A 25,121-nucleotide genomic window follows, 5' to 3' on the forward strand; every position below is an offset into this window, starting at 1 on the left:
GGAGCTTATCCGTTCTGATGAAATTCCTTCGCCCATATGCTGCCGCCGAGAACCCGAAAACGGGCCGTCTGGCCTTCGAGGACCAGGTGCCCGGCCATCTCGGCATCGACGGTTTCGGAAGAGCTAATCGCCACGAAGGCATCGCCTTCGAGCGCCGAGACTAGGACAGTGAAAAAACCATAGTCCCAATCCACACCAAGCGGCGTCATACCGTCTTCACTGACCCAGAACGCAGGTGCAAGCGCCTGCCGAAGACAATTGTGATCGGGACCGCTCGTCAGCCAAGATTCAGCACGTAGCAGCATGGTTTAGGCCCTCATCTCGGCGCGCCGCATTGAGCTAAGCATCTGTCGCTGGGTCTGTTGCTTCGACCGTTTGAAGGTATCGAAGTCGCGGATTCCGTTCAGATTGAACGTATTGTACTGGACGGGACGTTCGCGGCTGCGATCGTTCGACCGGTTATCGTTCCCAAGGTCCACTGGAATCTCCCGACCACGAGTGAGCGGGATCACGGCCTCGTTAGGGTGCAGCACCGCAGGCATGCCGCCCGAGGTGTTGGCCGTGCCTTCCGCATAGTGTGGTGCGTTCGACCAAACGCCGGCTGGCAGAGAGGCCCGCGTCAGTGGCGACGTGGAATAGCCGCCCTCTTCAAACAGGCCGCCGAGCATGCTGCCAATGCCCCCTCCGCCCATCATGGATTGGAGAAGCTGCATGATCATGCCACCGAACTGTCCGAGACCCGGAATAGCGGACGCCAGAGGGCCTAGCAGGCTGCTGATGCCCTGTCCGAAGCCGCCGACACCGGATGCGCCGGCTTGCGCCTGTGAGCCCGCCGTAGACGCCGCCATGCCGGCCTGCTGTATCGAGGTTCCGGCCTGCTGGAATTGCGGCGAGGCACTTCCTGCCAACGTGCCAGCCGTCTGGACCTGAACGCCTGTCATCGTAGAGGCCGTGGCGAGGTTCTGGTTAGCGGCGCGCATGGTATCGACGGCCGGAGCAGTTGCCGTAGCCGTCGTGCCGATTGTCTTCAATTTGGCGTTCAGAAAATCAATGCCTTGGGTCGTTGCGGGATCGATGCGTGGTGGAGACAACTGGGTCTCGCGACCCACACGGAAACCTTCGACCGCTTCCTGCTTTGCCATCAGTGCACGACGCTGTTCAGCCGTCATGTCGGACATGCGGGTCTGGGTGCTGACACGGGCAGCGGCGGCAAGCTGGTCAGTGTAATTGCGGGTGTTGTTTTCGGACGGCGGCGCATATTTAGCGACCGCAGCCTCCAGCGTCTTGTTCCTGTAGCCGGGCGAATTGAACAGAAGGTTCTCACGGGCAGCGCGGCCATGCTCCAGTGTGTCGAAGGCGGCGAACCGACCACCACCGGGCAGATAGCCGGGTTGTGATGCAGTGAACTTGCCGGCCTCGATATTGCCGGGGTTGTTGTTGCGCCAAGCAAACGTACCGTCGCGGCGGACGGTGCTGCCATCCGCCCGCATGAACGATGTCGTGTTGTTGCCGGCGGCAATGACCTTGGTGAACCCAGCCCCGATGGACTCGCCGGCACGTGCCAGATCACCATTGTTCGGTGTAATGCCCGGCGCGAAGCGTTCAGGATCGACGTAGCCAATGCGATTGGTCTTGGCTGTGGTGTTCGCGCCGATCGGGCCAGTTGCTGCCCATCCTGCCGGCAAGGCTCTGCCCGGCTCGATTGGAAAGCGATCGGTTGCCAGCGGCATGCGTGGGGCGACGCTGCTGCCAGGTATATCGGCCAAGGGTGCACGGGTGATCATGGACATAGGGCCAAGGCCGCCATCGACCGGTAGGCCATTGATGGATAGACCGGCCGTGTAGACGTTGGTCATGGCGGTTGAGATCGTGCTGCCGATGTTGGCGAGCTTCGCGAGAGCAGCGTCTGCCATGCTGCCGCCGTTGGTCTGACCATCCATGCCGAGCCCGGCAAACATGTCCTTGAGCAGGCTGTTGAGGCTGATCTGGACGAACGTCTTAAGGATCGAACGCGCCAGTCCTGCGAAGTCGGACTCCGCGCCGGTCACGAAATTGGTTAGCTCGTCGGACAGTCCACCAATGCCATCCTTGATCGCGTTCTGGATTGAGTCGTTGAAGTCGCCGACAGACGTGGTCCAGCGCTCGATGCCATTACCAATTTCTCCGGTCATACGACCGACACCACGGTAATAATCCTGCAAAGCGGCAAGGCCGGAAGCGCCGATGTCCTGACCTTTCTTAAGGAGGTCGTTGTAATCCCTCTGGGCATCGTTGAGGGCCTTCTGTTCGCCTGTCTTGGCGCGAAGGTTGGCGAGATCGTCGCCGTGGTCACGTGCAAGTGCTCCAGCCGGATTGCGGTCATCAAGAGTCTTGACAGCAAGCGCCTTTTTCCACGGTGCGGCATCAATGCCTTTCTTGGGAGCGATAGCGTCAAGGAGGACAAGCTGTTTCTGGTACTCGTCGTTAGCCTTGCCAACGGCGTTGACCTCATCCCAGACGGCTTGCTGGGCATCTGTGAGGGCAGAGAGCTTGGCGGCTGCATTGGTGGCTTCACGAGCCGCGTTGCGCTGCATGGCGTCAGAGTTCAGAAGATTGGCATCGTCTATTTGCTTGGCAAAATCATCCGCCTGCTTCATTGCCGTGGCAAACTGGTCGCCAAATGGGCCTTGCGCGCCCATTATGCTGGAGAAACCTGCCTCGCTTGCCGAGATCAGTTTCTTGGAGAAATCGGTTACGAAAGAGATCGCCTTATCGGTCCATGCGCCGTTGTTGGCGAACTGGTCCAATGCGGCCAAGGCTGCACCGATCGCCACCGGGATCAGCCAAAGGCGCTTCGTCAAGATTGCCACGCCGTCCGCGATGGCTCTGAACATACCACCCGAGGCAATCAAAAGCAGGCCTTTGCCGAGGAGGCTCAAGGATCGTGCGGTAAGGGTCAGGATTGGTAGAACCGCACCGACCGACATGCCGAGCACCTTGAGCGCCGCAGCCGCAGCCATTACGCCGGCGTATATTTTGAAGGCGTCGAAGAACTTCCGCACGGCATCTCGGTTATCGACAAGCACCTTGACGACGGCGCTGAGACCGCGCGCCAAGCTGCCCAATGCAGCGCCGAGGTCGGCCGCGAGACGCTTGGCATCATCCGAGCGGAAGACCTCGGAAAGCTGCTTCGCCATCGCTGCTAGGCCGGATGAGAAGCCGGAGTTGAACAGGATGCGCTGAAGGTCGGTCCACGAATTTTGCAGGCTCACGATCTGGGCGGCCGAACTGTTCATAGCCGCTGCCATGGAAGGCCCGAAACGAGATTTCAGCAGGTCGGACATCTTGATCAAGGAGTCCGACGTAACCTCGCCGGCCTCCAGCATCTTCGAAAGCTTGGCGACCGATACGTCCAAGGACTCGGCGAGGAGATTCATGGCTCCGGGAAGTGCTTCAGCCAATTGCTGGCGAAGCTCCTCGGAACTGATCTTGCCCTTCGACATCATCTGTTCGAGGGCAACAAAGCCGCGCTCTTGGGTTTCTGCGCCCACGCCCATGGCGGCAAAGGCGGTGCTGAATCCGGCAAAGATGCGTTCGGTGTCACCGACCGTCACGCCAGACAGCCGCGCTGCCACGGCGAATTTGCCGTAAGCCCCGGTGACAGCGTCCAGCGAGATCGGCATCGCGCCGGTCAGGTTCTGGAGGAATGACAACTGGTCTTGGACCTCGCCGGCCGACGAGGCCACGGCTCCTAGCGTCCGCTGGAGCGATGCAAAGGCAGTTCCCGAGTTGTAGACGGAGCGACCGAGCGCGATTGCGGAGACGCCAGCAAGCGCGCTGCGGAGCAGGTTGGCAACCGAACTGGAGGCCGTCATCTGCGACGTGAAGCCACGCAATGAATTCGTCGATTTTGAGAAATCGGGCATGCTCCCCCGACCCACGCGAAGGCTTAGACCATTGAGGCGCGATAGCGCTGCGGCGGCAGCATTGATGCGAGCGGGATTGGCTACGGCAAGCCCGGCGACAAGGGCGTTGAGGTTGCGAACGGCAGCGAGCGGAGGGCCTTTGAAACCCACCAGAGCAGCCTTGATCTGATTGAGTGACGTGACGAGCCGGCCGTCGATGCGGATACGGTTCAAGTTCGCCAAGGCAATCGGTACGGCCTTCATCGCATTAGCATTGAAGCGGAAGTTGGCGAGGGCCTTCTGGAGGGTCTGGAGATTGGTGACGAGCGCCTTTGAAACCTTGACCTTGTTCAGGGTTTCGAGCGCCTGTGCGGTCCCCCTGGCTGACTTGGCGAGGCTGCCCAAATTGGTGCGGCCGAGCTTGTCGAGAGACGCAAAGGCGCTCTTCGACACGGAGTCGAACTGCCGAAGGGCTTTGAGGGAATCCGAAACGGAGCGGGTGAAATGTGTGACGCCGGTTTGAGCCTTGCGGCTATCGACGCCAATCTGGATTTGAAAATCTGACATGGGACTCCCGTGCGCTGCGAGAGCGCGTGACGATTAGGTACTGTCGGGAGTGAGGCGCACCGCGCCGGAGGCTTATGGTTGAGGGCTCGGCCACCTTGCCGGGAGGGGGAACGGCAAGGTGGCCGGCTAACCCCGAAGTCTATGCCTAAGCTTCGGGGATCGGTTGATTAGATGCCCGGCAGGCGGCGAAGTGTCTGCTTCGGAACGGAGCCGGCCGGGCTCCTCAAAAACGGATAGCGCGCTTTCGAGGGATTTCGGTGCGGCGACTGGCGAAGGACCCGCACCAGTCGCCGCCGAGTAGGTCACGCTTGCGGGGTGTCAGGCGCGACACTCGTTTCGCTTATTTCTGCGGCTTGCCCCGCGTCAGCCATGGCTCCACCATGAGTGTGTCGGATTCCGAAGCACGTGCCGGGTTTACCTTGTAACGGGTCCAAGCCTCATACACGGCCAGTCGCATATCAGGATGCGCGTTTGCCCAGAGGGCTTGGCCGTCGAGCACTAGCGGGACACTGGTCTTAGGCTCTTCGACGGGTGCCTCGGCCGGCTCTTCGGCTTTGGGCTTGAGAGTGCCCAGCCATTCGATGTTCTTCTGGTCGGACTCGGTCATCTGCGACAACGGCCGGCCTCCGAGGTATTCCCGTTGTAGGGAATTGAATTCGATAACCGGCTCCGGGGCGTCAACGTGATCCTTCCGGTTATCGAACTCGAGTCGGATATTCGGGTCGGCGGCCGGAAGTGTCTTCTCGGTGAGTCCATGAAGCTGGAGCAGTTCGCCCTGTCGGCTATTCATTGGTGCGGTCCTTTTCGCTGTAGTTTCGTTCTGGCGAGCTTCTCTAGCGCGGCGCGCCGCAACCATTCGGTGCGATCGAGTCCATCAGCCTTTGCTGCGGTATCGACGCGATCGACCATTGACGCTCCTTCGCTGGTCCATTCGCTGTCGAGCGCACGTTGCAATGCGAGTCTCAACCAGTCGCCTTTGTCGGCATTGGCGCAGGCGGATTCGATAGCCCGGTGCATGGACTCTGATACAGCGATGACGATGCGCTGGAAGCCTTCTTGCGAGATGGTCATCGGCCCGCTTCCTGCTCGGCGAGATATTGGTTCACGGCCCTGCGTACTACGTCGCCTCGCGATACCCTTTCCAGCCGGCACTGCTGCGCTAGACGGTACACGAGGTCAGCGGGCATTATCACGCCGACTGTCTGGGTTACTTTGGTCATCAGCATGCCCCTTCATTGTCCGCGATCTCGGCTTCGATTGCCGCCGCGCGCGCTGCCTTGGCGTCTGCCGAGACCTTGTCCTGCAACAGCGCCAGAGCCTTGCGAAAAACATGAGCGCGACCAAGCCCGATGATTGCGGCTTGGCGGTTGACGAACTTCAACTGCGAATCCGTGATGGAGACTACAAATCTATTGTGGCTGACGCCTCGGCCGATTGTCATACGAGGGTCCCCACCTTGCCGCCGTGGGTAACGAAGTCCCTTTCGACAATTAGACGGAGCGCCGCCGTAAATGGCACCAAGTCTCTCAGGGCTAGAGCATCAATATAGTCAACCTGATGTTCAGGGAGCGTGATGCTTTTGCTGATGCTGCCCGAAGGGCGCATCGAATTCTTACTAGTAGTCATAGTGGTTCTCGTTAATTGGGGAATCGAGACGTAGCGGCTACCAGCCGAGAGGCGCATAGTACCACTATGGCCAAGGTCCCTGAGTATGGTGATGGTAACAGAGAACAATACGTTCTGTCAAGGAAAGCTTGACAGTGGCCCAAAGATAATGGGTGGTGCCTCGGATATATGGGAATGGTGGTGCGATTAACCAATCTGATCTCTGCATGACTCGGTCTGCACTCAACCTTTTATTGGCCAGTCTCTAGTGACATGCCGCTGGTCAGGGAGCGAGTTTTGAAAGGTCTTTTAAGTAATTAGGTTGAGTGCAGAGTGTTTGTGAGGGATGAGTGCAGTTGCATGCAGAACTAAACTCCGTGCAGAATCCGACTCTTTACCGGCGAACTCACTAGGCGGCCTCCGGTGGATTTGGGGATACGTACGGGTTGGTTCCATAAGGTCGCATTCTGAGAGGTTAACGACCTTGAATACAGCGCGAATAAAATGGAGCCCCCACCCCTACCTGTTTGGTCCGCGCCGGGCTCTCTGCACACATCTACCGAGGCACAAGCCAGACAGCAAAGGCCAGGACGTTAACCCCGGCCTCATGTCGTGGATGATGACGTGGAAGGCTACGCGGCCTTTGCGACGGCCTCGCCTGCCTGCTTCTCCATGATCTTCTGGACCGTGGCCTTGGAGAAGCCGATGTCCGCAGCGATCTGGCGGATGGACATCTTATCGGCCCTCAGAGCCGCTACACGAGCTTCTATATCGTCCGTGAGGCGCTTCGGCCTTCCGCCCGTCCTGCCAGCCGCCTTGGCCCGCGCGATGCCATCCATCTGGCGCTCACGACGAATCTCAGTCTCGAATTCGGCGATGCTGGCGAGAATGCCGAAGACCAGCTTGCCCGTCCGGCTGGTCGTGTCCAGCGACGGGTCGTCAAGCACCTTGAAGCCAACGCCGGTGCTCTCCGGGTTCTTCTTGTCCCGCTTCCCAGCAAGCTCTGCGACGATCCTGTGCAGGTGCAGCGTCGAGCGGGCCAAGCGGTCAAGCTTGGTGATGATCAGCGTGTCACCGTCCCGGAGGTAGCGCATGCACTCGGCAAGTTCCGGGCGCTCATCGTCCAAGCCGGACATCTTCTCCTTGTAAATCTTGGTCGCGCCAGCGGCCGTGAGGCGGTCCACCTGCGTCTGGTAGTCCTGCGACCGCGACGACACCCGGCAATATCCTACAATCTCACCCATGCTCGTACCCTTCTCTTTAAAACTGTTGTGGACAGACCGTAGTGTACGGCGAAGGGTACGTCAATCGAGAAGTGTCCATAAAGTAAACATTTGTGGACACTCAGAGGTGCGGATTTCTGGGGCTTTCAAGGACTGGCAGGTTTGCAGAATGCGAGGTCCCGCGATGGGCCGGCCGGCGTTTACCTTGAGGGGTAAGGTTAACGTTCGACGGGGTTGAGTGCAGACAATTCGATTCAAATTTTAACGATCGCAAATGTGGTATGCTAGCACCACATCAGGCACAAGATACACATATAACCATGGGGTTATGGATTAGGGCTGGCAGGCGGTCGGGCACATCAGATTCCGCGTCGAACTTTTTATGGCAATTTTTTATCGGGGCCGCTAGACCGCCATCAGTAGGTCTCAAAGAACGTATTTCGGGTTATGGTAGACATTCAGATACTTTGTCCGGCTTTAGCAGCTTGGATTGTCTAATTCCTTTGACGGTATCGACGGGGGTAATGATGGGGGAGCAGATACAATGGCTTGTCGCGGCAATGGTCGGCATAACGGTCGGATGGTTCTTGCGCGGCCGGATCGCCAAAGGTGACGGGCAAAACGCGCAAGCCGACAAGGCCGCGCTTCGACGAAACGTCAATGAAGCGGAAGAACGGTATCTCGAAGTCCTCAGACGAGAGATCAGCAACATCCTGCTGAACGTCGATCCCGACCTGATGGTCCGCACCTACGAGAAAGGTTGGCGTTACCAGGACGAGTTGGTCACAGCAGGCAGGGAAAGAACCTCGGCCGACCTCAAAGCGCTTACCTTGAAACATAAGTCCTTTTCCGAATTTGACCTGCTCGGCACCCGACATTTTGTTCCGTACAGCGACGCCAGATGGTCGGCATCAGATGATGAACTCGTGGAGCGATATCTCGAAATCTCAAAGATGATGCTGTTACCTCGGCTGCTGGACAGAGATCATTCGCCCTTCCGACTATTCACCGAAGAGGAATTTCAAATCCTGCGCAAGACGGAGCGGCGCTGCAAAGATCGGACCTTCAAAGACCATATTGTACAGGCCGTCGCCCGGTATTATGCGCTGCAAGGTGCCATCGACCGCTACGGCTCTAAAGAGGCCCGTGAACAGAGGAACTCACTAGACGACATCGATATAGAGGTTTTTCGGCTGCCCTATGACGGGGCAGAGAATGAACTTGGCATCATTTTCAAGAAAACAGGCGAGTACGGCGTATACGGCACATTCCATCACGACGATGCAAAGATTTCTGAATCATTCTACCGTTCAGACACGGTATTTCAGAAGCGGGACTACCTTGATGCCCGGTAGGCTTGAATTAAGCCTCTTCATTGCCCCACGACCGATCACCCCCCCATTTCTCGAGCGGATCGATGCCGTTGGCCTTCCAGTGATCGGTCGTGTGCCTCAGGAGTTCGTATGGGCCTCCCGTCCGGAACGCAAACGATGTGTCGATATCGGGAGTTCTGACCGACTCCCAAAGATGTCCAGTCAGAGCAGCGGCAGCAACGCTCGCCGCTTTGGAGCGGGCTTCCTCACCATCATCACCGAATGGGGCTATGAATAGTACTATCGAACTGATTAAGCTCTCGGCGGCATCAAAGGGCACGAAGCGAAGGTAATTTAGATCGATCTCGACTTGTGCTTGTCGATTTTCCGCGAATGCTTCTGGTCGAAAAATCCATTCATGTCCGCCGACAGTAACCTGCATCGTTCCCATCTTGCAGGCATTGTAATAAACTTGATATCGCCTTCCGACCTCGGGGCCCTCGATGCCCCTGACATCGGTGTCGTTCAGTTCCTCGATAGCCCACGCCTCCGCAACATGCTGGTTGAGCACAGCACCAAACCACCTGAAATCCTCGAAGAGAACCTCATGAGCGGCAGTAATGAACGATTGGACCGCGCCTCCATCGATCAGTGACTTCGGCGGCTCGTGCTGAGGCTTGTGGCGCTCGCCATCCTGGATAGCTACTTTGATGCCGCTGTAATCCTTATGAATCACACGTTCTTCTAGCGCGGCCACTCGCCTGTCAAAGTGAAAACTGACTATGACCAGCCCTATAGCCGTCACAGCCAGATAGATGGCTTGATCGGACATGCCGTAGGCGTGTTTTGCCGCATAGCCGATCAATCCCGCAGCAATAATTGCTGTCCAAAGCGCAGCCCGCTTGATCATGCCCTTCCCCCCGTCGCGGCTAGGCCTTGTGCCGGAAACCAATGATCCTGCGCACGGATTGTATAGCGTATGCGCTACGTATACGAGCCGTGCACTTAGGTGCATTTGCTACCTAATACCGCCTCGCCGTCGATGATGGCTTTGTCTGCCGGGTCATAAGCCGCTGCCAGCCGTAAACTGAAGCGGCACCTCGGCAAAAACCCCCTCCCAATCGTAGGATCGGGAAGGGAAACGGTGTTCGTCAGGCCTTCTTTATGAAGGGGATCAGTTCGAAAATATCGTTGTCCTCGTGATGACCAATCAAGCGCGCGGACTTGAAATCTGGCATGCCAAGGATTGCCACATCCGTATCGTTGTAAATTACGTCAGAGATTGCAGATGCAATGCGGTCGATCTCTGACGCCGACGCGAATACGATGAAGGACGAAGCCTCCACCCACCATTTTGTCGAAAGCTTCCGCACGGTGTCGGTGAGGTTTTTGTATCGTTCGTTGTAGGTTCCGTCGACTTGGAGCCGGAAACTCAACCAGTATGTAGCCATATCAAAAAGTCCTTGTGTGTGGCCACAGGACGGCTTGACGGATTCACCGGTAGGTTTAGTCTGGCGATCGTTCTCATGTGCCTAGCCGTCCTGTGGCTTGGTTGCATTGACGGCGGTGGTTCGGGAAGGAATCACCGCCGTTTGCATTCGAACGTAAAGAGAACGGGCTTAGCAAGCCCTAAACTTTGCGATACCCGCTTTTCACAGCAGCTTTTTGTTTCGCCTTGGTGATTTGCTACGAGGGTTTGGTCTCTCCACTCGACCGTCTGGTGGGTAAGGTCGTCACCATCGCACTTGGCTATCGCGGTCTGCTTCTGCACTCGACCTCACGGTGACAGAGGCGTGCGAATGCACACGGGTGGGACCAGCCGGTAGGCTTCCGGTGATCCCGGCTCGTGAACTTTCAATGTTGTGTTCAGATTCAGATTTACACTCAGTGCAGATAGAGCAGATAGAATGGGGTAAACTTAGCTATAGAGAGGGGTATATATATGACCCTTTAAAAGGGCACATCACCACCCACCCCACCGCTTGTGAGATAGGTGGTCATATATATACCCCCTAGCGGTAGCTACCTATGGTGCAATTCTATCCGCACTATCCGCACTGCGGTCATGTCACCCTCACGATCTTCCAGAGGTGCTTACCATCGCTGTCACGCTTGGTGAGCCGAACTTTGACCGTCTCCCCCTCGTGTTCGATCTTGCGCGGCTTACCCTTGAGATAGCCAAGCGTCTTGGCGAGAGACAGAAGCGATACGCTGCCGTTCTGGACGCAACCGGCGAGGTGTGCGAACCGTGCTTCATAGCGCGTGTATGAACTGGTGCCTCCCTCCAGTTCCTTGAACAAATGCGGTATCGTCGTTTCCATGACGAACTCGGTGGTGGACTCGGTGTCGAACTTGAACTCCTTCGCGAGCGTCTGGAGGATGCCGATCTCGTCGGACTGACTCTTCTTCGTGTTGGAGGTGAACGCGTCGAGCCCTTCGAGCCAGCCTGGGATGCCGGCCGCTTTCAGGATGCCACTCATGATGCTGACGAACTCTTCGAACGACTCGACGGTCTTCGCAGCCAGAGGACGACCCTGCTTAAACCACCACTGCACGATCGTAATCAGGTGCCCTAAGAACTCGGAACGATTCTTCAAAAGGTAATCGTCCAGTGCCTCCTTGACCTTGAAGTTCTTGTTGCCTCCCTCGTCGGCTTCTGTCGGATCGATACGGATGGGGAGAACCCGGCGAGCGTTCTCATCGGACCATGCAAGACCATTGCCGATGAACACGGCGGGGCAACGAAGCTCACCGTCGAACAGATCGACGCTATGCGTAGGCCGAAGGGAGACGCGCCCGGTCGCCAATGAGGCAATGAGGCTGCCGGCGATCACGCCATGCACGTTGTCGATAACGAGAACGGCAGGGCTACGCTTGAGCGCGCCAATCAACCTCTTGCCCAATTCATCGTCGGCATCACGACCACGCGGCCATTGAAGCTGATCCGGCGCGGTGCCCGCCAACAGGATGCTCGCACATTTTCCCAGAAGAGTGCCACCCGATGCGGCATCCGGCTTGTCGATTCCGAACAGCATCACATTCTTGGTAATTATCTCCCGGATCAGGGGCGTGATCAGGAGGGCGATATAGTGAGCGTATGACATCCGCGCGCCCGCGCCGCCGTCATCGTCGGCATATCCCATCCAGCGGAAATCGCCGAACACGCGCCAGAGCGCGGCGACAGCCTTCTCGACATCCGCCCATTCAACATCGTTGTAGTGCTTCTTGATCTTCGAGAGGTCGAGCCCATCAAGGTTGATGTAGCGCCCGGTCGGTGGATTGTAGCCGGTTTCCCGAAGCAGGTTTCCATCGCGATCGAACACCGGATGATTGCTGAACTGAGAGAGGGGAAGCAGAGGCAGGCGCGGATCGACGATCAACTGGTCACTCATCAAGTCAGACAGGAACGCTTCTGTCTGAGTGTTCGAGTCGATCATCTTGCATACGCACAGAAGCTCACTCGCCGCATTGCGCATGGTGGCGCGCGACAGGTCTTTGATCACACGCTTGCCGTTCGTATCCTTGCTGATGCGGACCTTATTGCCGCCGAAGTCGAACAAGGTATGAGCAGGCTTGATGCCAGCGGCTTCGTCGCCACGGTTCGCCCGGTCCAGTTCATGGAGCAGGTGGCGCAAGGACGCGACTTCGTGATCGTCGCTTGGCACCACGATCGGCCGCTTCTCATTGTGAAGTGACTTGAACCGTTTCTTGAACTGCTTGGCGGTCTTGGCCGGGTCGAAAGGCTTGTCGTCAACAATCGGCGATGCCTTCAACTCGATTGCCTTGAACAGTGACTCCAACTGCGCGGCCGGGATTTTCGCCTTCATCGCCAGCAGTTTGATGATCCGCACGCGGTCGAACTGCCCCATAGGGAGAAGCTGCTTGAGGATGGCGCTGATCTTGTCCGAGGCCATACCGACCACCGCCTTGTTGGCGAGGTCCATGGCTCTAGCAATGTCGGCCGTGGTCGCTGTGCCACCCTCGATTACCTCTTCCTCGGCCTCCTCTTGAGGGGGTTGCTCTTCTGCGGTCGTCTCTTCGCCTTCTTCCTCCTCATCGGCTCCGCTGATGTCGTAGGCCGGATCGGTCAGAACGTCGTCGGTGAACCAGCCGTCCACCATTGCCTTTTCAAGCATGGCCAAGCGATCGTGGCCGGCGCAGCTATCATGCGAACAACGGAACGTGAAGCTCTCGGCATCCATGCCGGCGTCTTGAATGAAGCAGCCGGGATCGTCAGGATCGCCGGCATTGCTGTGGTCGTCGTCGAACGGGCATTCGACCGTGTACTTGCCGGGACCGGTCTCGACACGGATGCGATCATCACAGTGATCCTTGAACACCGAACTGATCTGGAACCCATGTGCGCGTTCGGACGCCCACTTCTGGAGATGCAACCCCTTCTGTGGCGACAGGATTTGGCCACGGATTTTCCCGCCCATGATGCTGGCAGCTTGGTCGAACGGGTCGGAGGATACGGTGCCGGTTACGGTCACGCGTGGCAGGGAGCGCCAATCAAGCGCACGGCCGGCCGAGACGATAACACGGGCTGACGTGGAGCCCTTGGCCTTGGAAGGCAGGTAGAAGAGCCGGGAACAATCCCTCGCCGCGCGATCGACGCTGATGCCCAGCAGGGAGCCCATGCCGAGGATCATATCACCCCATGCACGGATGGCATCTTTCTGCGCGCCTTCCTGCTCAGCGATGACGTATGGTTGTTCAAGGATGAACAATAGACGGAACTTGTCGATCGGCCGGGTGGTGATGATCAACTGGATGCCGCTGGTCTCGTGCGACGTGTTCACGTTCGAGACTGAGGCGATCACGTCCTCGGTGTATTTGCCTTCGTTTGCCAAGAAAAGCTTGACAGTCTCGACAGACGCTTCGGTCGGGTGCCCATTGTCATCCGCCCACTTGAAGAACTTGTCCTTCTTGACCCCCAACGTCGTGGTGCCATGCGAGTGGGTGGTGTAGGCGACGAAGAACAGCCCCATAGTCTGGAGCTTTCGCATGGTGTCTTCCATGCTCGCGCCAGAATCCACGTCGAGCCCCATCATGTAGAGTTTCGTGACAGCCTGATTCAGGCGTCTGCCGTCCACGAGCACGCCCGGCACAAGGCACGCGCCGTCTTTAACGCCGACACGAATCTTCGACAGGTTGGAAACCAAAATGTCGCTGAAACTGAGTTCCGGCGACACTTTGAAAAACTTGTCTTCGCGCTTCTTGGCGGTCGAAACGAAGAGCTTCTTACGCCAGATTGCGTCGGAAATCTCTCCGTAGACCTCCGCATCGTTGATCATTTCCGTGGGTCCGGCATCGAGCGATCCGACACTGCCTACGAGCGCACTTTCTGCGCTCAACTCAGGCTCGTCCACCTCGGCAGGGAACAACCCATCCCTCACCACCGCAACCGTATATAGCCGGTCTCGCGCCTCGCTCTGGGCAACCTTGGGAACGATCTTGATCAGCAGATAATCGTCGTCCTCGCCCGGCTCCAAAGCCGCACAAAGCTCCTCGATCTCCTCGCCGTCCGAAAAGCAGTATGACAGGGCGACCTTGCCCTTAATTGTTGTCGATTTGGCGCTCGGCTCCAATGGCCGTGCGAGGAGATTGGCAAGCGCGGGATCGTCGGGATCGAAGTAAAGCGTGAAACCGACCAGCGGCTGGTCGGCGTTATCATTGGCAAGCCCCGCATTTGCGGGCTGGCGGAGGGGAACAACGTTGTTAGCAGGCATTAGATAAATCCTCATAATCGCAGACATACGTTCGCGTTGCCCGGAGCGCTCATGCGCTACAGGTCGCTAGGTCGAAGCCGCGATCTTGAGGAACTTGCTGTTTGTTCCAAGACAATCGCAGGCGGGAGCGCCGAAAATGCAGCCCCGCTGCGCTACTCTGGACGCTTGCTATCTGGTCCTGCTTGGTGCTGCCAAACTCCGAAGAGAAAGGCAGCACCGGATTGCATGGAACACAAACAGCCCCCCACACATAGTGGAGTGTTTTGAAACTAACAACGGATGAGTTAGAAACGCTCGTGCTTAACTGATTGAACACATTACAAAAAAGTTAGTTAGAAACGCTTGATAGCCGAACTCTGAGAGCGTTGCGGAGCGAGTTTGTCATTCTCTATGATTCTCTAAGACGTGCCTACTTCACTACGCTTGGCCTCACCAGCAAGGCGAAGGCCGACTTCGAGGGCAAAGCGCCACGCTAGAAGCTGAAGCAACATGGTGACTGCCGTCGATAGTTCACCCAAGACAGCGCCGAGAACTGTGCCTTTGTGGGCATCCATTCCAGGCACACCTAGAGTGTAGATGAATAAAACAGAAGCCACTATATCCAATATGAATTTCAGGCCAAATAGCAGCAAGGCAATTCTCCAAATAATACTGGAGATTCTGTCGAGATCGACTCGTTTTAAATTCCAAACATTTGAGGTGTTCAATCTGAGGACTCCCGTTATCGCCTCGTTTCCGAGAATACCATATAACAGTCATCAATATCGCCGTCGATCGCTTTCAGAATGCGAGGGTCGGCACGTCAACGGTGCTCACGAAAACGGCGGCGCGCACCCCCTACTGTAGGTGGTGGGCAATTCTTGCTCTGGTTTCTGCTCTGGTTTTGGCTCCGGCAAAACAGCTAAGTTATTGAAATCACTACACGTAGTTATGCAACTGGCGGCCGCTCTCTCCGCCAGTTGCCTCGCCAAATTGCTGAAATACCTAATAAATTTCATGGCTCGCAGTATTTGACCCACTTTTTGCCCCACATAATTGTGTGGATTAAAATGGCTGTCACAGGCTTTCTCTGGACGCTATCTCTAGCAAGAGCGCTTCATTGTGGAGCGAAGTTGAGCGCCTCTCCAACTATGTGAGTCTGGGGCCGGATGGTCCTGTCACTACGGGGACGACGGCGACGTTGGCGGGTGTGTGGAGAGGCTTTGATTTTGGCGGGCGTGTTGACCTGTCGCCCGATCCTGTGGGGAGCGAAAGATGGTGACGATACTGAAGTGGATTGCCATCGCTGTACTTGGGCTGCTGGCATTGATGCATGCGGCACTGACTGCTTCACTGATCTGGCACATGTTCCGCTACGATGTACCCGGAGCTTGGATTGGGGAGCCCGAATTAGTCAGGCAATACCTGATTCCGCTGGCTTCCATTTTTGGTCTCTTGATGCTGATGCGATACGCCAAGCCGACCGAAAGAAAGGCGTGCATCGCAGTTCTCGCTGCCGTTACTGTGTCCTTTGCGCTGTTTCTATTGTTGCATTTAACCGATCGATTGACGATCAAATAGAGGGGACACTTGGGGCCCGCGCAGCGATTTTTGGCTGTTCTGCATGCTGATTTTTGCCTCTGATAGTGCTTCGCGCGGGTAGAATTTTGCGTTCGCGGCCTGCAAATTTTGTCATCGAATCCGGTTTGCGCGCACGAAATTTGGGCTCTTCTTGCGGTAAGCTAGCGCGGTTTCTCGTGCATCGGCGAGCGAGATGATCGACGTGCCGCCCAATCCGATGTCTCTACGCCTGCCTTGGACGATGATCCGGAGGAGCCAACGCTTCGCTCCCGACGGGTCCACGACGAGGTAAAGGCCATTGCCATCGGCATATCGTCCCGGAGTCTTAGCCTGCCGCACCTCGATCGCGCTTAGCGCCTTGTCCGGGTGCTTTCCCGATTTTTGCATCGTCCGCCCAACTCACCCCACCCCACATTTTCACCCACATTGTATCGGCGATTTTGTTGGACGGCAATGAATGTCGTTGGACGAACTGAAAAATTAACGACTTGATTTCAAAGCGTTATTGGACGTCATTGGCCGCAGACGAACAGCCGACTGGCTGCCGCTCTCTCCGCCAGATAAATCTCACCGGTTCGCCAGCCTAAAGGGACGCTGGACGGCTACTGCCGCTGCGGTGCAGGTATCTTGGGGCAGGCAGAGGGGGCGCGAAGGCTACGGAGCGGCTTTCATCTTCGCCGCACCCTTACCTCAGATCAGCCTACAACCAATCGGCCCGCGCTTCACCAGAAGCACGGGCTTGGTCGACTCGGCGCCATCGCCGCCCCGTCTAGCGCGGGACCGCTTGTATTCCCGAGACCGAGCGCTCTGTTTCGGCGGAGAAAACCACGAAGGCAAAGATCAGCACGGCGACAGCGACAATCATTGAGCCGGTGGCGACGATCGGCTCGAGCGCCGGGTTTCCCTGCAGCATCAGGTAAAGAGCCGGCAGCATCACGACCAGGCCGAGATTGTAGACGCCGTAGTGGATCATGGCGCTCCTGCGGGCAGCCTTCGCCGGATTCAGCGCATAATAGCCGCCGAATATTGCACTGGTGACCCACCCCAGCAGGTTGATGTGCGCGTGAGCCGGAAACGCGCCGTGATCGCCTGAAATTGCCATCTGCAGGCCAGCTGCAATTCCCAGAATAAGAAAGATGATGGCTGTCTTGAAAAAGAGTTCCGAAACCTTAGGCATGTCATTCTCCCAAACCCGTTTTGCCGCCGCATCATGCTGTGGTTCCGGCGATCTTGCCAAGGGACCGTCGGGCCTGCGGAGCCATTTGTCGCCGGCCTGACAGCCCGTTGGCGGCCGGCCGCCGGGCCTGGCCGGTTGCGAGCCCAGCCAGCAAAAAATATGCACTCACGCTAATTTAATTGCAACATTACCGGGCAGGCTTCATGTCGTTCTCGCCAGGAAAGTGTCCTGCACGATGGTGGTACCATACGCGCCAAAGGTCTGCCCGTCAGTGTTGCAGCAAGGCCTCGCCGAACTTCTCCCACAGCTGTGCGCAATCTGTTGCTCTGAGGCTGGGGGTTCCGAGTGGGCCATATCTGATGACGGCGGCGTGAACATCATAGCCAACGATAGGTGCATTGGCGACAAAGTGGATAGCCTCGCCCAATCGGCGGGGGCCAATTGGCGCATCGGTTTTGTTGGTGATGTCGAAGACACCACGAATATCCGCTTCCTGATTCCTGGCTGCCAACGCAGCCGCCATTACCCTTTCTTGCATCATCGAAATCTCTCCTATCGGTCTAAGTCTAAGAACCGCGGCTTGTGCCGGTCCGGCAGCTGACAACCGGCAAATCGAAGTGCCTTTTGCAGCATCTCGATTGGCTCTTGCTGCGAGCCACTCCGCCCGCTCCCGCGGCAAGCCGATAAGGCAACTGCCAGCGAAATCCGCAGGCACGTCCACGGTCGCATCAAACACGGCCCACGTGCCAGTCGGCTCCTGAACGGGCAAAAACCTCATAACAGCGCCTGCTAATATACTATGCCGACTGTGAGGACGAGACTTTTTCCTGCATCAACTAAACGAATGAGAGCTGGTGTCGAAGTGCCGGGCGACGCTCGTCGAAAACAAATCGTCGGCGACATCGCCTGGATCGAAGGTGGGCCTGAGCAGCGATCCGGCCGCATTCGGGGCTCGCCGACAGGGACAAGCACAAGACGCAGCGCCGGCACGCCTCGTCAGATGTTACTTTCTGCCCTGCGGATAGATCGTCTCGCCGCGCTTCAGCATCTCCACGAACGCCGCGATCTTCTTCTTGCGTCCGGCTTCGGTTTTCATGTTGTGGATGCGGAAGGCGAGTGCGAAGCGGTTTTGCCCGCTGAGCTTTGCCAGCATCTCTTTCGCCTTGGGCTCGGCGTCTATTGCCGCCTGGAGGTCGTCGGGGATCTTCATCTCCTTGCCGCTCTTGTAGGCGAGCGCCCAGCGGCCGTCGGCCTTGGCCGCATCGACCTGCCTCAGCCCGTGCTCGGTCATCCGGCCCTCCTCGATCAGCCGGGCGACATTGTCGACATTGATCTGGCTCCAGGTGCTCTTCTTGCCGCGCGGGGTGTAGCGCTGCAGGTAGCTTTTGCCGTCCAAGGCCTTGCGCACCGCATCGATCCAGCCCCAGCACAACGCCACGTCGATGGCTTGCTTCGGAGTGATCGACGGCAGTCCCGAATCGAGCTTATGGATCTTGATCCAGACTTCGTCCTCACTGTCGTGATGCTCGCCAAGCCAGGCATGGAAGCTTTCGGCATCCCTGAACTCGCGCACCTTGGCGGGGTCGACCTTGACGGGCGCCATCAGCCGGTCCGCCCATGACGCGAGCGCGTAACGACGCCAAACCGCTTGCCGGCCGCGCGCGCGCTCATCTCAGCTCCGAGTCCGCAATCCGCAGGCCTGGTGATTCTCGCCGGCACGCATTCAGCCCGCACGATTGGGCGTGCCGAGGACATGGGATTTCGGCGGCAGCATGACGTTGTCGAATGTCTGCGTGAACATCGCCGCCGCAAAGAAAGCGACGGCGCGCAGGGTTTCGGTGCCGGTGTTGACGAGGTCGTGCCTGACCGGCGTCGGAAGTACCAGGACGCTGCCGGGCCCGACCGGGTGGGTGGTGCCGTCCTCAATGTGTAGCTCGCCGGTGCCGGCGATGATGTATTGCGTCTCTTCGGTGGCGTCGCTGTGCCAGCCGAGCCGCTTGCCGGGCTCGATCTCGTAGACAATGACCGAGGACTGGGTGGTGCCGTGCCCGCCGTAAACCGCGAAAGCGCCGGCCCATTTGACCGACGGATCGTCCTCTGCCCAAACCAGCGAACGTTCGAGCCTGTCGGATGCGACGACTGCTGTCATGGCTTCGTTCCTCTCAGCGAATTGCGAACACGAATCTAGATGATTTTTCTGGTCTGCGTCAGCAAAACTGGCTGCTGACCGTTCCCTCGCCCATTGCGCGTGACGATTTGTCGGGCCGCGATCCGACCTATTCTACTCTCGGGCCGGATCACTGAGCCGATTCCCCAATGCAACCAAGCCTTTACCTTTTAGCCAGTTTTAAGTTGCCCCTGCGTTGCGTTCGTGGTCCGGTACAACCAGGGCGCTCAATGCGGCATTCGGCAACGGTCGCCCCACCGACCGTCAAGGCAACACACCGTCGAGCCAACACAGGAGATAGCAATGGGCATTTTCGACAGTATCAAAGGTGCGATTTTCGGAAACGCGGTTGCGGCCGAAGCGCCGCCGGCGCAACCGTCTCCCGCGCCTGCTTCGAGCACGGCCACCCAGCCGACGGCGCCTACCCGATCCGCCCCGGCTGCAACCCCGGCTCCGGCCGCGCCGGCCGCGCCGTCCTCTGCCCCGGACATCGCTGCCATTCTCGACAAGGCGGTGGCCGCGAAGGGGCAGAAACTCAACTGGAAGAATTCGATCGTCGACCTGATGAAGGCTCTGAATATCGACAGCAGCCTCGGCGCCCGCAAGGAGCTTGCCCACGAGCTGAACTACACCGGCGATATGAACGACACTGTAACGATGAATCCGTGGCTGCACGACGCACTGATGAAAAAGCTGGCCGAGAATGGCGGCAAGCTTCCGAGCGACCTGGCCGCCTAGAGTCACAAGACAAGCAATTCCAGGAAAACGTGTGAACGGTTTTCCGTCCGGAATTGCGTCAAACAAAAAGACAGACCGGTTCGGCGTTTCCGTGAAACGACGAACCGTCCCGGTCCTGCCCGCACCGTGGTTCTTGCTGCGCTGGCTTCGGCCGCAACCGAGCAGACCACACTGCCAAGCATCAGACTGCCAGTAAATAAAATTGAGACCGATCCCGGCCGCCGGGATTGGGTCTATGGCGAAGTCGCATGGCACAAAAGCGCTGCCGCCTCGCGCCCGGATTGCCTCCCGCAAAACCGACGATTTCGGTCGCTGCCCACGCGCTGGTAGGACCACCATTTCGCTGGCGAAACGCGACGTTCGGCGTATCATTCTCCCGGGAGAGGGTTCATGGTGGGAGGAAGCCAATGAACGTGGTGCAGCGGGTGACCGTCGCCGACTTGACGGCCCAAGAGCTTGTTTCATCTGCGCTTTCACGGTTCGGTGCCGGCGACACCATATCGACGAGGGCGATGCTGGACATCGTTCGCAGGACGGCCCCGGCCTGCGGCAACAGTGACGACGATCTGGTCGAGCTTATCGTCATGACGGCCGTTGGTAGGACCATGGGCGTCGTGTTCGACCATCGCTCCCATTAGCAATCCGGAACGAATACCAGGCTGCGCCCAGGAGCAGTGGCGGGCGGTTGGCAGCGCCGCCAAAGAGGCCAGCCTGTTTGTGCGCGAAGGCCGGCCTGACGCCAAGCCCCTGCTTTGAGCAAACCGCCGCGCATGCCCGGTCATGCCCGAGGGCAGGCAACTGGGCGACACGCTCGAAGGAACTCGCTGAAATCTTGCCCGTTATGCTCTCGTCGAGATGAGGAGAGCTGCCATGGCCGACGACAAAACCAAGACCGACAGTCGCGACCGCTCACGAATGGCGGGCGGCGAAGACTACGAGGTACGTCACTTCGCCGAGGAAGCGGGCATCACCCCGGATCAGGCACGCACGCTGATCAAGCGCCACGGCACCGACCGCAAGGTGCTGAACGAAATCGCCGAAAGCATAAGAGCGTCGTAATGGCTGACAAGAAAACCGCAATGGCCGACCGCAAGACGCGCGATCCGGACGAAAAGGAGGCTCTGCGCCTGGCCGAAACCACCGACGTTTCGCCGAAGCAGGCGAAGGATCTGATGCGCAAGCACGGCAAGGACAGCCCGAAGGTCGAGAAGGAAGCCAAGAACTTCAAGGCCGAGGGCTGAGCCGCCGAGCCGGTTGGACGCGCGGCACAGGGTTGTGGCCGCAATCCTGCAGCTTATCGGTTTTCTAACAAATTCGGCCTATCCCTTCCGCTATCGCGGCTCAGGGATGCCATATGCGCGGGATATCTGGTGAGGCGAGGCCGTCGATAGACGACATACGGCATGTGAGGCTGATGTTTTGCCTGCTGGCGGCGGTCGTGATGGCGGCGGCGCTCCTCGCCTTTGCCACCTCCCTCCTGCAGGATCCCGATAGCTGGTGGCACATCAAGGTCGGCATGGATATGCTGGCAAGCCGCACATTCCCCACCGTCGACATCTATTCCTACACTTTTGCCGGCCAGCCATGGATCGCTAAGGAATGGCTTAGCCAGGTTCTCCTTGCAATTGCCTTTCAAGCCGGCGGCTGGAACGGCGTGGTGCTGCAGGCGACTGCAGTAATCGCGCTGACGGCTTTCTTGACCTCGTGGTATCTCAGCGCGTGGTTGAAGCCGACGCTGGCGATAGGACTGACGCTGGTTCTCGCGCTCTTGATCGGGCCAATCTATGTCGCCCGGCCGCACATCTTTACCTTGCCCATCATCGTCGTCTGGACCGCCGGTCTTTTCCAGGCCGCACGCAACGAGAAAGCACCGCCCTTGTGGCTGCTGACGCTGCTTTGCCTGTGGGCCAATCTCCATGCCACCTTCACCTTCGGTTTCGTCATCGCCGCCTTCGCCGGGCTCGATCTCGTCATGCGCACGCGCTTGTCGAACCCCCGGCTGCTGGCCAAGTGGATCGCTTTCGGGCTGCTTTGCCCGCTGGTCAGCCTGCTCAATCCCTATGGCGTCAAGGCCATACTCGCCACATTCACCGTGGCCTATGGCAATGAGGCGGTGCCTTACATTGCGGAGTGGCAACCCTTCGACGCCTCGCGGCACACCCTCCAGGAGGTGGTCCTGCTGGCGGCGTTTTTCGGGCTGCTCGTGTCGAGATTGCGCATTGGCTGGGCCAAGGCGCTGTTCCTTGTCTTTACGTTGCACGTCTATCTCACCCACATACGGTTCATGTATCTGTTCTTTCTTCTCGTGCCGGTGGTCCTTGCCGTCGAGGTCGCGCAACAATATCCAGTGCTTTCAGCCGAGAAATGGGCGGCGGAAAAGCGCGACGGACTTGAACAATTTTTCGCACGGCAATTTTCCAGGATTTGCGCTGGACTTGCCGTTTTGCTGGTTTTGGCGGCTGCCGCCTTCACGACCTATCCGGTCGCGCCGAGCCAGAAGACCTCGGCGAGGGACGCACTGGCCTTTGTCCAAACCCATAATCTGTCGGGCAATCTGCTGAACTCCTACGATTTCGGCGGTACGCTGATTTTCCATGGCATCAGGACGTTTATCGACGGCCGCGCGGATCAGCTCTTCCTGAATGGCTTTACGGAAACGGATGAGCAGACGGGGCACAGCCGGGGCAAGCCGATCCTGAAAGCCCAACTCGACAAATATACGATAGGCTGGGCATTGTTGACCGCCGACGACAGCCGCATTCCGTTCTTCGACGAACTGGGCTGGAAGCGGGCCTATGCGGACGATTACGCGGTGATCTACACCCGCGCGGACTGAGCCCCGGCAGCTTCGCGCGCCGGTGCGCACTTCCCCCCCTGAAGCTTCGGCCAGCGCCGAGGCGGCGAAATCCTTATGGGATTTTGATTTCTTTGCTCCGCGTCCCGTCTCGAACCTTTATGGCGCTTTGATCCATATTCACAGGAGCGGTGTATCCAGCCGCCGATATGATGCGGCGACGGGTTTGGATAGTTTGTTAAAGTAAACAAACAAATACAACATAAGGAAAACGCGCGGTGGACATAGTTGTTGTCGCGATTGGAATCGCGTTCTTTGCTCTATGCTTCGGCTACATCAAAGCTTGCGACAAGCTGTAAGTTTAGGGGATCGCAACATGCTTTTAGACTATATCCTCGGCGGCGCCGTGACCTTGTTTCTTCTCGCCTACTTGACATACGCCCTCGTTCGCCCGGAACGCTTCTGATCTCCGCTGGCAAGGAGCCAACCCCATGACAATCAACGGATGGCTGCAGATCCTCGTCTATTGCGGGATCGTCGTTCTGCTGGCCAAGCCGCTCGGCGGCTACATGCATCGCGTTTTCAGCGGCGAGCGCACATTCCTGTCGTCAATTCTGGCCCCGCTCGAGCGCGGGCTCTACCGCATATCAGGGACCAGCGAGCGCGAGGAGCAGCACTGGACCTCCTATGCGGCGGCCCTGCTGTTCTTTAACCTGGCCGGCTTCCTGGTGCTCTATTCGCTGCAACGGCTGCAAGGCGGCCTGCCCTACAATCCGGCCGGCATGACCGCCGTCGAACCTGGGCTGGCCTTCAACACCGCCGCCAGCTTCATGACCAACACCAACTGGCAGAACTACGGCGGCGAAAGCACGATGTCCTATCTCGTGCAGATGGCCGGCTTGACCGTGCAGAATTTTCTGTCGGCGGCGACTGGCGTCGCCATTGCGGTCGCATTGATCCGCGGCTTTGCCAGGGCCTCAGGCAAATCGATCGGCAATTTCTGGGTCGATATGACCCGCGGCACGCTCTACCTGCTTTTGCCCTTTTGCATCGTGTTGACTCTGGTCTATGTCTATCTCGGCATGCCGCAGACGCTCGCTGGCTACGTCAACGCGACGACGCTCGAAGGCGCCCAACAGACTATCGCGGTCGGGCCGGTCGCTTCCCAGGTTGCCATCAAGATGCTCGGCACCAATGGCGGCGGTTTCTTCAACGCCAATGCAGCGCATCCCTTCGAAAATCCCGATGCAATCTCCAACCTGATCCAGATGGTGACGATCTTCGCCCTCGGCGCGGCGTTGACCAATGTCTTCGGCCGCATGGTAGGCAACCAGCGCCAGGGCTGGGCAATTCTGTCGGCTATGGGCGTGCTGTTCATCGCCGGCGTTGCCGTCTGCTACTGGGCGGAAGCCGCCGGCAATCCGCTCGTCCATGCGCTGGGCGTCGACGGCGGCAACATGGAGGGCAAGGAGAGCCGCTTCGGCATCGCCCTGTCGGCAATGTTTGCCGTCATCACCACGGCCGCATCCTGCGGCGCGGTCAACGCCATGCATGACAGCTTCACCGCACTCGGCGGCATGATCCCCATCATCAACATGCAGCTCGGCGAGGTCATTGTCGGCGGCGTCGGCGCCGGCTTCTACGGTATCCTGATGTTCATCGTCATTGCCGTTTTCGTCGCCGGGCTGATGGTCGGACGCACGCCCGAATATCTCGGCAAGAAGATCGAGGCCAAGGAGGTCAAGATGGCTATGCTGGCCGTGCTCTGCCTGCCGCTTGCAATGCTGATCTTCACCGCTATCGCGGTGGTGCTGCCGACCGGCGTTGCTTCCATCGCCAATGCCGGCCCGCACGGCTTCTCCGAGGTTCTCTATGCCTACACCTCGGCCGCGGCGAACAATGGCTCCGCCTTTGGCGGCCTCAGCGGCAACACGCCCTGGTACAACGTAACGCTCGGCATCGGCATGCTGATGGGCCGGTTCCTGGTCATTATTCCGGCATTGGCGATTGCTGGCTCGCTGGTTGCGAAGAAGACCGTCCCTGCCTCCGCCGGCACCTTCCCGACCGACGGTCCGCTGTTCGTCGGGCTGCTGGCCGGTGTCATCCTGATCGTCGGCGGCCTGACCTTCTTCCCGGCCCTGGCGGTCGGACCGATCGTCGAGCACCTGGCGATGATTCACGGTCAGACATTCTGAAACGACGATGCCCTGGTTCGAGATCATACCTCGAAAGGTCCGGCATCGCCCCGAGCCGGAGGGGGAGAAAACGCCTCCTCCTTTCCCGACGCTGTCCACATTCCTCGCTATTGCGGCAGCCTTGATCATGATCTGGCTGCTGGCTTACGGGCCGCCGCACCTTCGT

Annotated in this window: 25 protein-coding genes; 9 read left to right on the forward strand and 16 right to left on the reverse strand. The window is 58.4% G+C overall.

Going from position 1 to position 25,121, the window contains the following annotated elements; genetic code table 11:
* Positions 1–5 precede the first annotated feature (5 nt).
* The 7 genes from NKI25_RS08030 to NKI25_RS08060 all read right to left on the reverse strand — a co-directional run bounded on the left by NKI25_RS08030 (position 6) and on the right by NKI25_RS08060 (position 7,300).
* Positions 6–305 carry a hypothetical protein gene (locus NKI25_RS08030; protein WP_352998322.1) on the reverse strand — a complete coding sequence of 100 codons (300 nt, stop codon included), beginning with the start codon at positions 303–305 and terminating at the stop codon, positions 6–8.
* A 3-nt stretch (positions 306–308) separates the two neighbouring features.
* Positions 309–4,451, reverse strand: coding sequence for a tape measure protein (locus tag NKI25_RS08035; protein ID WP_352998323.1), 4,143 nt, complete (start codon positions 4,449–4,451; stop codon positions 309–311).
* Between the two features lie 340 nt (positions 4,452–4,791).
* On the reverse strand, positions 4,792–5,241 hold the full coding sequence (locus tag NKI25_RS08040; RefSeq protein WP_352998324.1) for a hypothetical protein: 450 nt from the start codon (positions 5,239–5,241) through the stop codon (positions 4,792–4,794).
* Entirely contained in the window at positions 5,238–5,522 is a 285-nt protein-coding gene (locus NKI25_RS08045; RefSeq protein WP_352998325.1) for a hypothetical protein, read from the reverse strand. Before NKI25_RS08045 ends, NKI25_RS08040 begins: the two co-directional genes overlap by 4 nt.
* A complete protein-coding gene (locus NKI25_RS08050) occupies positions 5,519–5,677 on the reverse strand; it encodes a ribbon-helix-helix protein, CopG family (protein WP_352998326.1) in 159 nt (52 codons plus the stop codon). Before NKI25_RS08050 ends, NKI25_RS08045 begins: the two co-directional genes overlap by 4 nt.
* Positions 5,671–5,892 (reverse strand): hypothetical protein, encoded by a 222-nt coding sequence (locus tag NKI25_RS08055; RefSeq protein WP_352998327.1) that lies wholly within the window; start codon positions 5,890–5,892, stop codon positions 5,671–5,673. The genes NKI25_RS08050 and NKI25_RS08055 overlap by 7 nt, the downstream gene beginning before the upstream one ends.
* A 796-nt stretch (positions 5,893–6,688) precedes the next feature.
* Positions 6,689–7,300: a recombinase family protein gene (locus NKI25_RS08060; RefSeq protein WP_352998328.1), complete on the reverse strand. Its 612-nt coding sequence runs from the start codon at positions 7,298–7,300 to the stop codon at positions 6,689–6,691.
* 503 nt (positions 7,301–7,803) lie between these two features.
* Here NKI25_RS08060 and NKI25_RS08065 point away from each other — a divergent pair.
* A complete protein-coding gene (locus tag NKI25_RS08065; protein ID WP_352998329.1) occupies positions 7,804–8,634 on the forward strand; it encodes a hypothetical protein in 831 nt (276 codons plus the stop codon).
* 7 nt (positions 8,635–8,641) lie between these two features.
* On the opposite strand, the gene NKI25_RS08070 is transcribed toward NKI25_RS08065, so the two are convergent.
* From NKI25_RS08070 to NKI25_RS08085, 4 genes are all read right to left on the reverse strand, one after another.
* Positions 8,642–9,502, reverse strand: coding sequence for a hypothetical protein (locus NKI25_RS08070; RefSeq protein WP_352998330.1), 861 nt, complete (start codon positions 9,500–9,502; stop codon positions 8,642–8,644).
* 241 nt (positions 9,503–9,743) lie between these two features.
* Positions 9,744–10,043 (reverse strand): hypothetical protein, encoded by a 300-nt coding sequence (locus NKI25_RS08075; RefSeq protein WP_352998331.1) that lies wholly within the window; start codon positions 10,041–10,043, stop codon positions 9,744–9,746.
* A 612-nt stretch (positions 10,044–10,655) separates the two neighbouring features.
* Positions 10,656–14,324, reverse strand: a complete 3,669-nt coding sequence (locus NKI25_RS08080) for a hypothetical protein (protein WP_352998332.1) — start codon at positions 14,322–14,324, stop codon at positions 10,656–10,658.
* Positions 14,325–14,722: 398 nt separating this feature from the next.
* Positions 14,723–15,031 (reverse strand): hypothetical protein, encoded by a 309-nt coding sequence (locus NKI25_RS08085; RefSeq protein ID WP_352998333.1) that lies wholly within the window; start codon positions 15,029–15,031, stop codon positions 14,723–14,725.
* Positions 15,032–15,578: 547 nt separating this feature from the next.
* Between NKI25_RS08085 and NKI25_RS08090 the strand changes: the two genes are divergently transcribed.
* Positions 15,579–15,884 carry a hypothetical protein gene (locus tag NKI25_RS08090; RefSeq protein ID WP_352998334.1) on the forward strand — a complete coding sequence of 102 codons (306 nt, stop codon included), beginning with the start codon at positions 15,579–15,581 and terminating at the stop codon, positions 15,882–15,884.
* Between the two features lie 111 nt (positions 15,885–15,995).
* Here NKI25_RS08090 and NKI25_RS08095 read toward each other — a convergent pair whose 3' ends face one another.
* From NKI25_RS08095 to NKI25_RS08115, 5 genes are all read right to left on the reverse strand, one after another.
* Positions 15,996–16,271 (reverse strand): Arm DNA-binding domain-containing protein, encoded by a 276-nt coding sequence (locus tag NKI25_RS08095; protein ID WP_352448286.1) that lies wholly within the window; start codon positions 16,269–16,271, stop codon positions 15,996–15,998.
* 382 nt (positions 16,272–16,653) lie between these two features.
* Complete coding sequence (locus NKI25_RS08100) at positions 16,654–17,061, reverse strand: hypothetical protein (RefSeq protein WP_023675307.1); 408 nt, start codon at positions 17,059–17,061, stop codon at positions 16,654–16,656.
* A gap of 268 nt (positions 17,062–17,329) precedes the next feature.
* On the reverse strand, positions 17,330–17,602 hold the full coding sequence (locus NKI25_RS08105; protein ID WP_031211351.1) for a hypothetical protein: 273 nt from the start codon (positions 17,600–17,602) through the stop codon (positions 17,330–17,332).
* Positions 17,603–18,064: 462 nt separating this feature from the next.
* Positions 18,065–18,664, reverse strand: coding sequence for a YdeI/OmpD-associated family protein (locus NKI25_RS08110; RefSeq protein WP_352465922.1), 600 nt, complete (start codon positions 18,662–18,664; stop codon positions 18,065–18,067).
* A gap of 120 nt (positions 18,665–18,784) precedes the next feature.
* Positions 18,785–19,210, reverse strand: coding sequence for a cupin domain-containing protein (locus NKI25_RS08115; protein WP_352998335.1), 426 nt, complete (start codon positions 19,208–19,210; stop codon positions 18,785–18,787).
* A 321-nt stretch (positions 19,211–19,531) separates the two neighbouring features.
* Between NKI25_RS08115 and NKI25_RS08120 the strand changes: the two genes are divergently transcribed.
* The 7 genes from NKI25_RS08120 (at position 19,532) to kdpA (ending at position 24,955) form a co-directional block, all read left to right on the forward strand.
* Entirely contained in the window at positions 19,532–19,966 is a 435-nt protein-coding gene (locus NKI25_RS08120; protein ID WP_352998336.1) for a DUF3597 domain-containing protein, read from the forward strand.
* 407 nt (positions 19,967–20,373) lie between these two features.
* Entirely contained in the window at positions 20,374–20,604 is a 231-nt protein-coding gene (locus NKI25_RS08125; RefSeq protein WP_023675303.1) for a hypothetical protein, read from the forward strand.
* A 232-nt stretch (positions 20,605–20,836) separates the two neighbouring features.
* On the forward strand, positions 20,837–21,025 hold the full coding sequence (locus tag NKI25_RS08130; protein WP_023675302.1) for a DUF3606 domain-containing protein: 189 nt from the start codon (positions 20,837–20,839) through the stop codon (positions 21,023–21,025).
* Positions 21,025–21,207 carry a hypothetical protein gene (locus NKI25_RS08135; protein WP_254816845.1) on the forward strand — a complete coding sequence of 61 codons (183 nt, stop codon included), beginning with the start codon at positions 21,025–21,027 and terminating at the stop codon, positions 21,205–21,207. Before NKI25_RS08130 ends, NKI25_RS08135 begins: the two co-directional genes overlap by 1 nt.
* Positions 21,208–21,320: 113 nt before the next feature.
* Positions 21,321–22,802: a hypothetical protein gene (locus NKI25_RS08140; protein WP_352465924.1), complete on the forward strand. Its 1,482-nt coding sequence runs from the start codon at positions 21,321–21,323 to the stop codon at positions 22,800–22,802.
* A 334-nt stretch (positions 22,803–23,136) separates the two neighbouring features.
* Positions 23,137–23,226 (forward strand): K(+)-transporting ATPase subunit F, encoded by a 90-nt coding sequence (locus NKI25_RS08145; protein WP_352588296.1) that lies wholly within the window; start codon positions 23,137–23,139, stop codon positions 23,224–23,226.
* A gap of 25 nt (positions 23,227–23,251) precedes the next feature.
* A complete protein-coding gene (gene kdpA / locus NKI25_RS08150) occupies positions 23,252–24,955 on the forward strand; it encodes a potassium-transporting ATPase subunit KdpA (RefSeq protein WP_352698511.1) in 1,704 nt (567 codons plus the stop codon).
* Positions 24,956–25,121 lie beyond the last annotated feature (166 nt).

Origin of the sequence: Mesorhizobium sp. M0808, assembly GCF_040320025.1 — a bacterium.
In the GTDB taxonomy this organism is placed as follows: domain Bacteria; phylum Pseudomonadota; class Alphaproteobacteria; order Rhizobiales; family Rhizobiaceae; genus Mesorhizobium.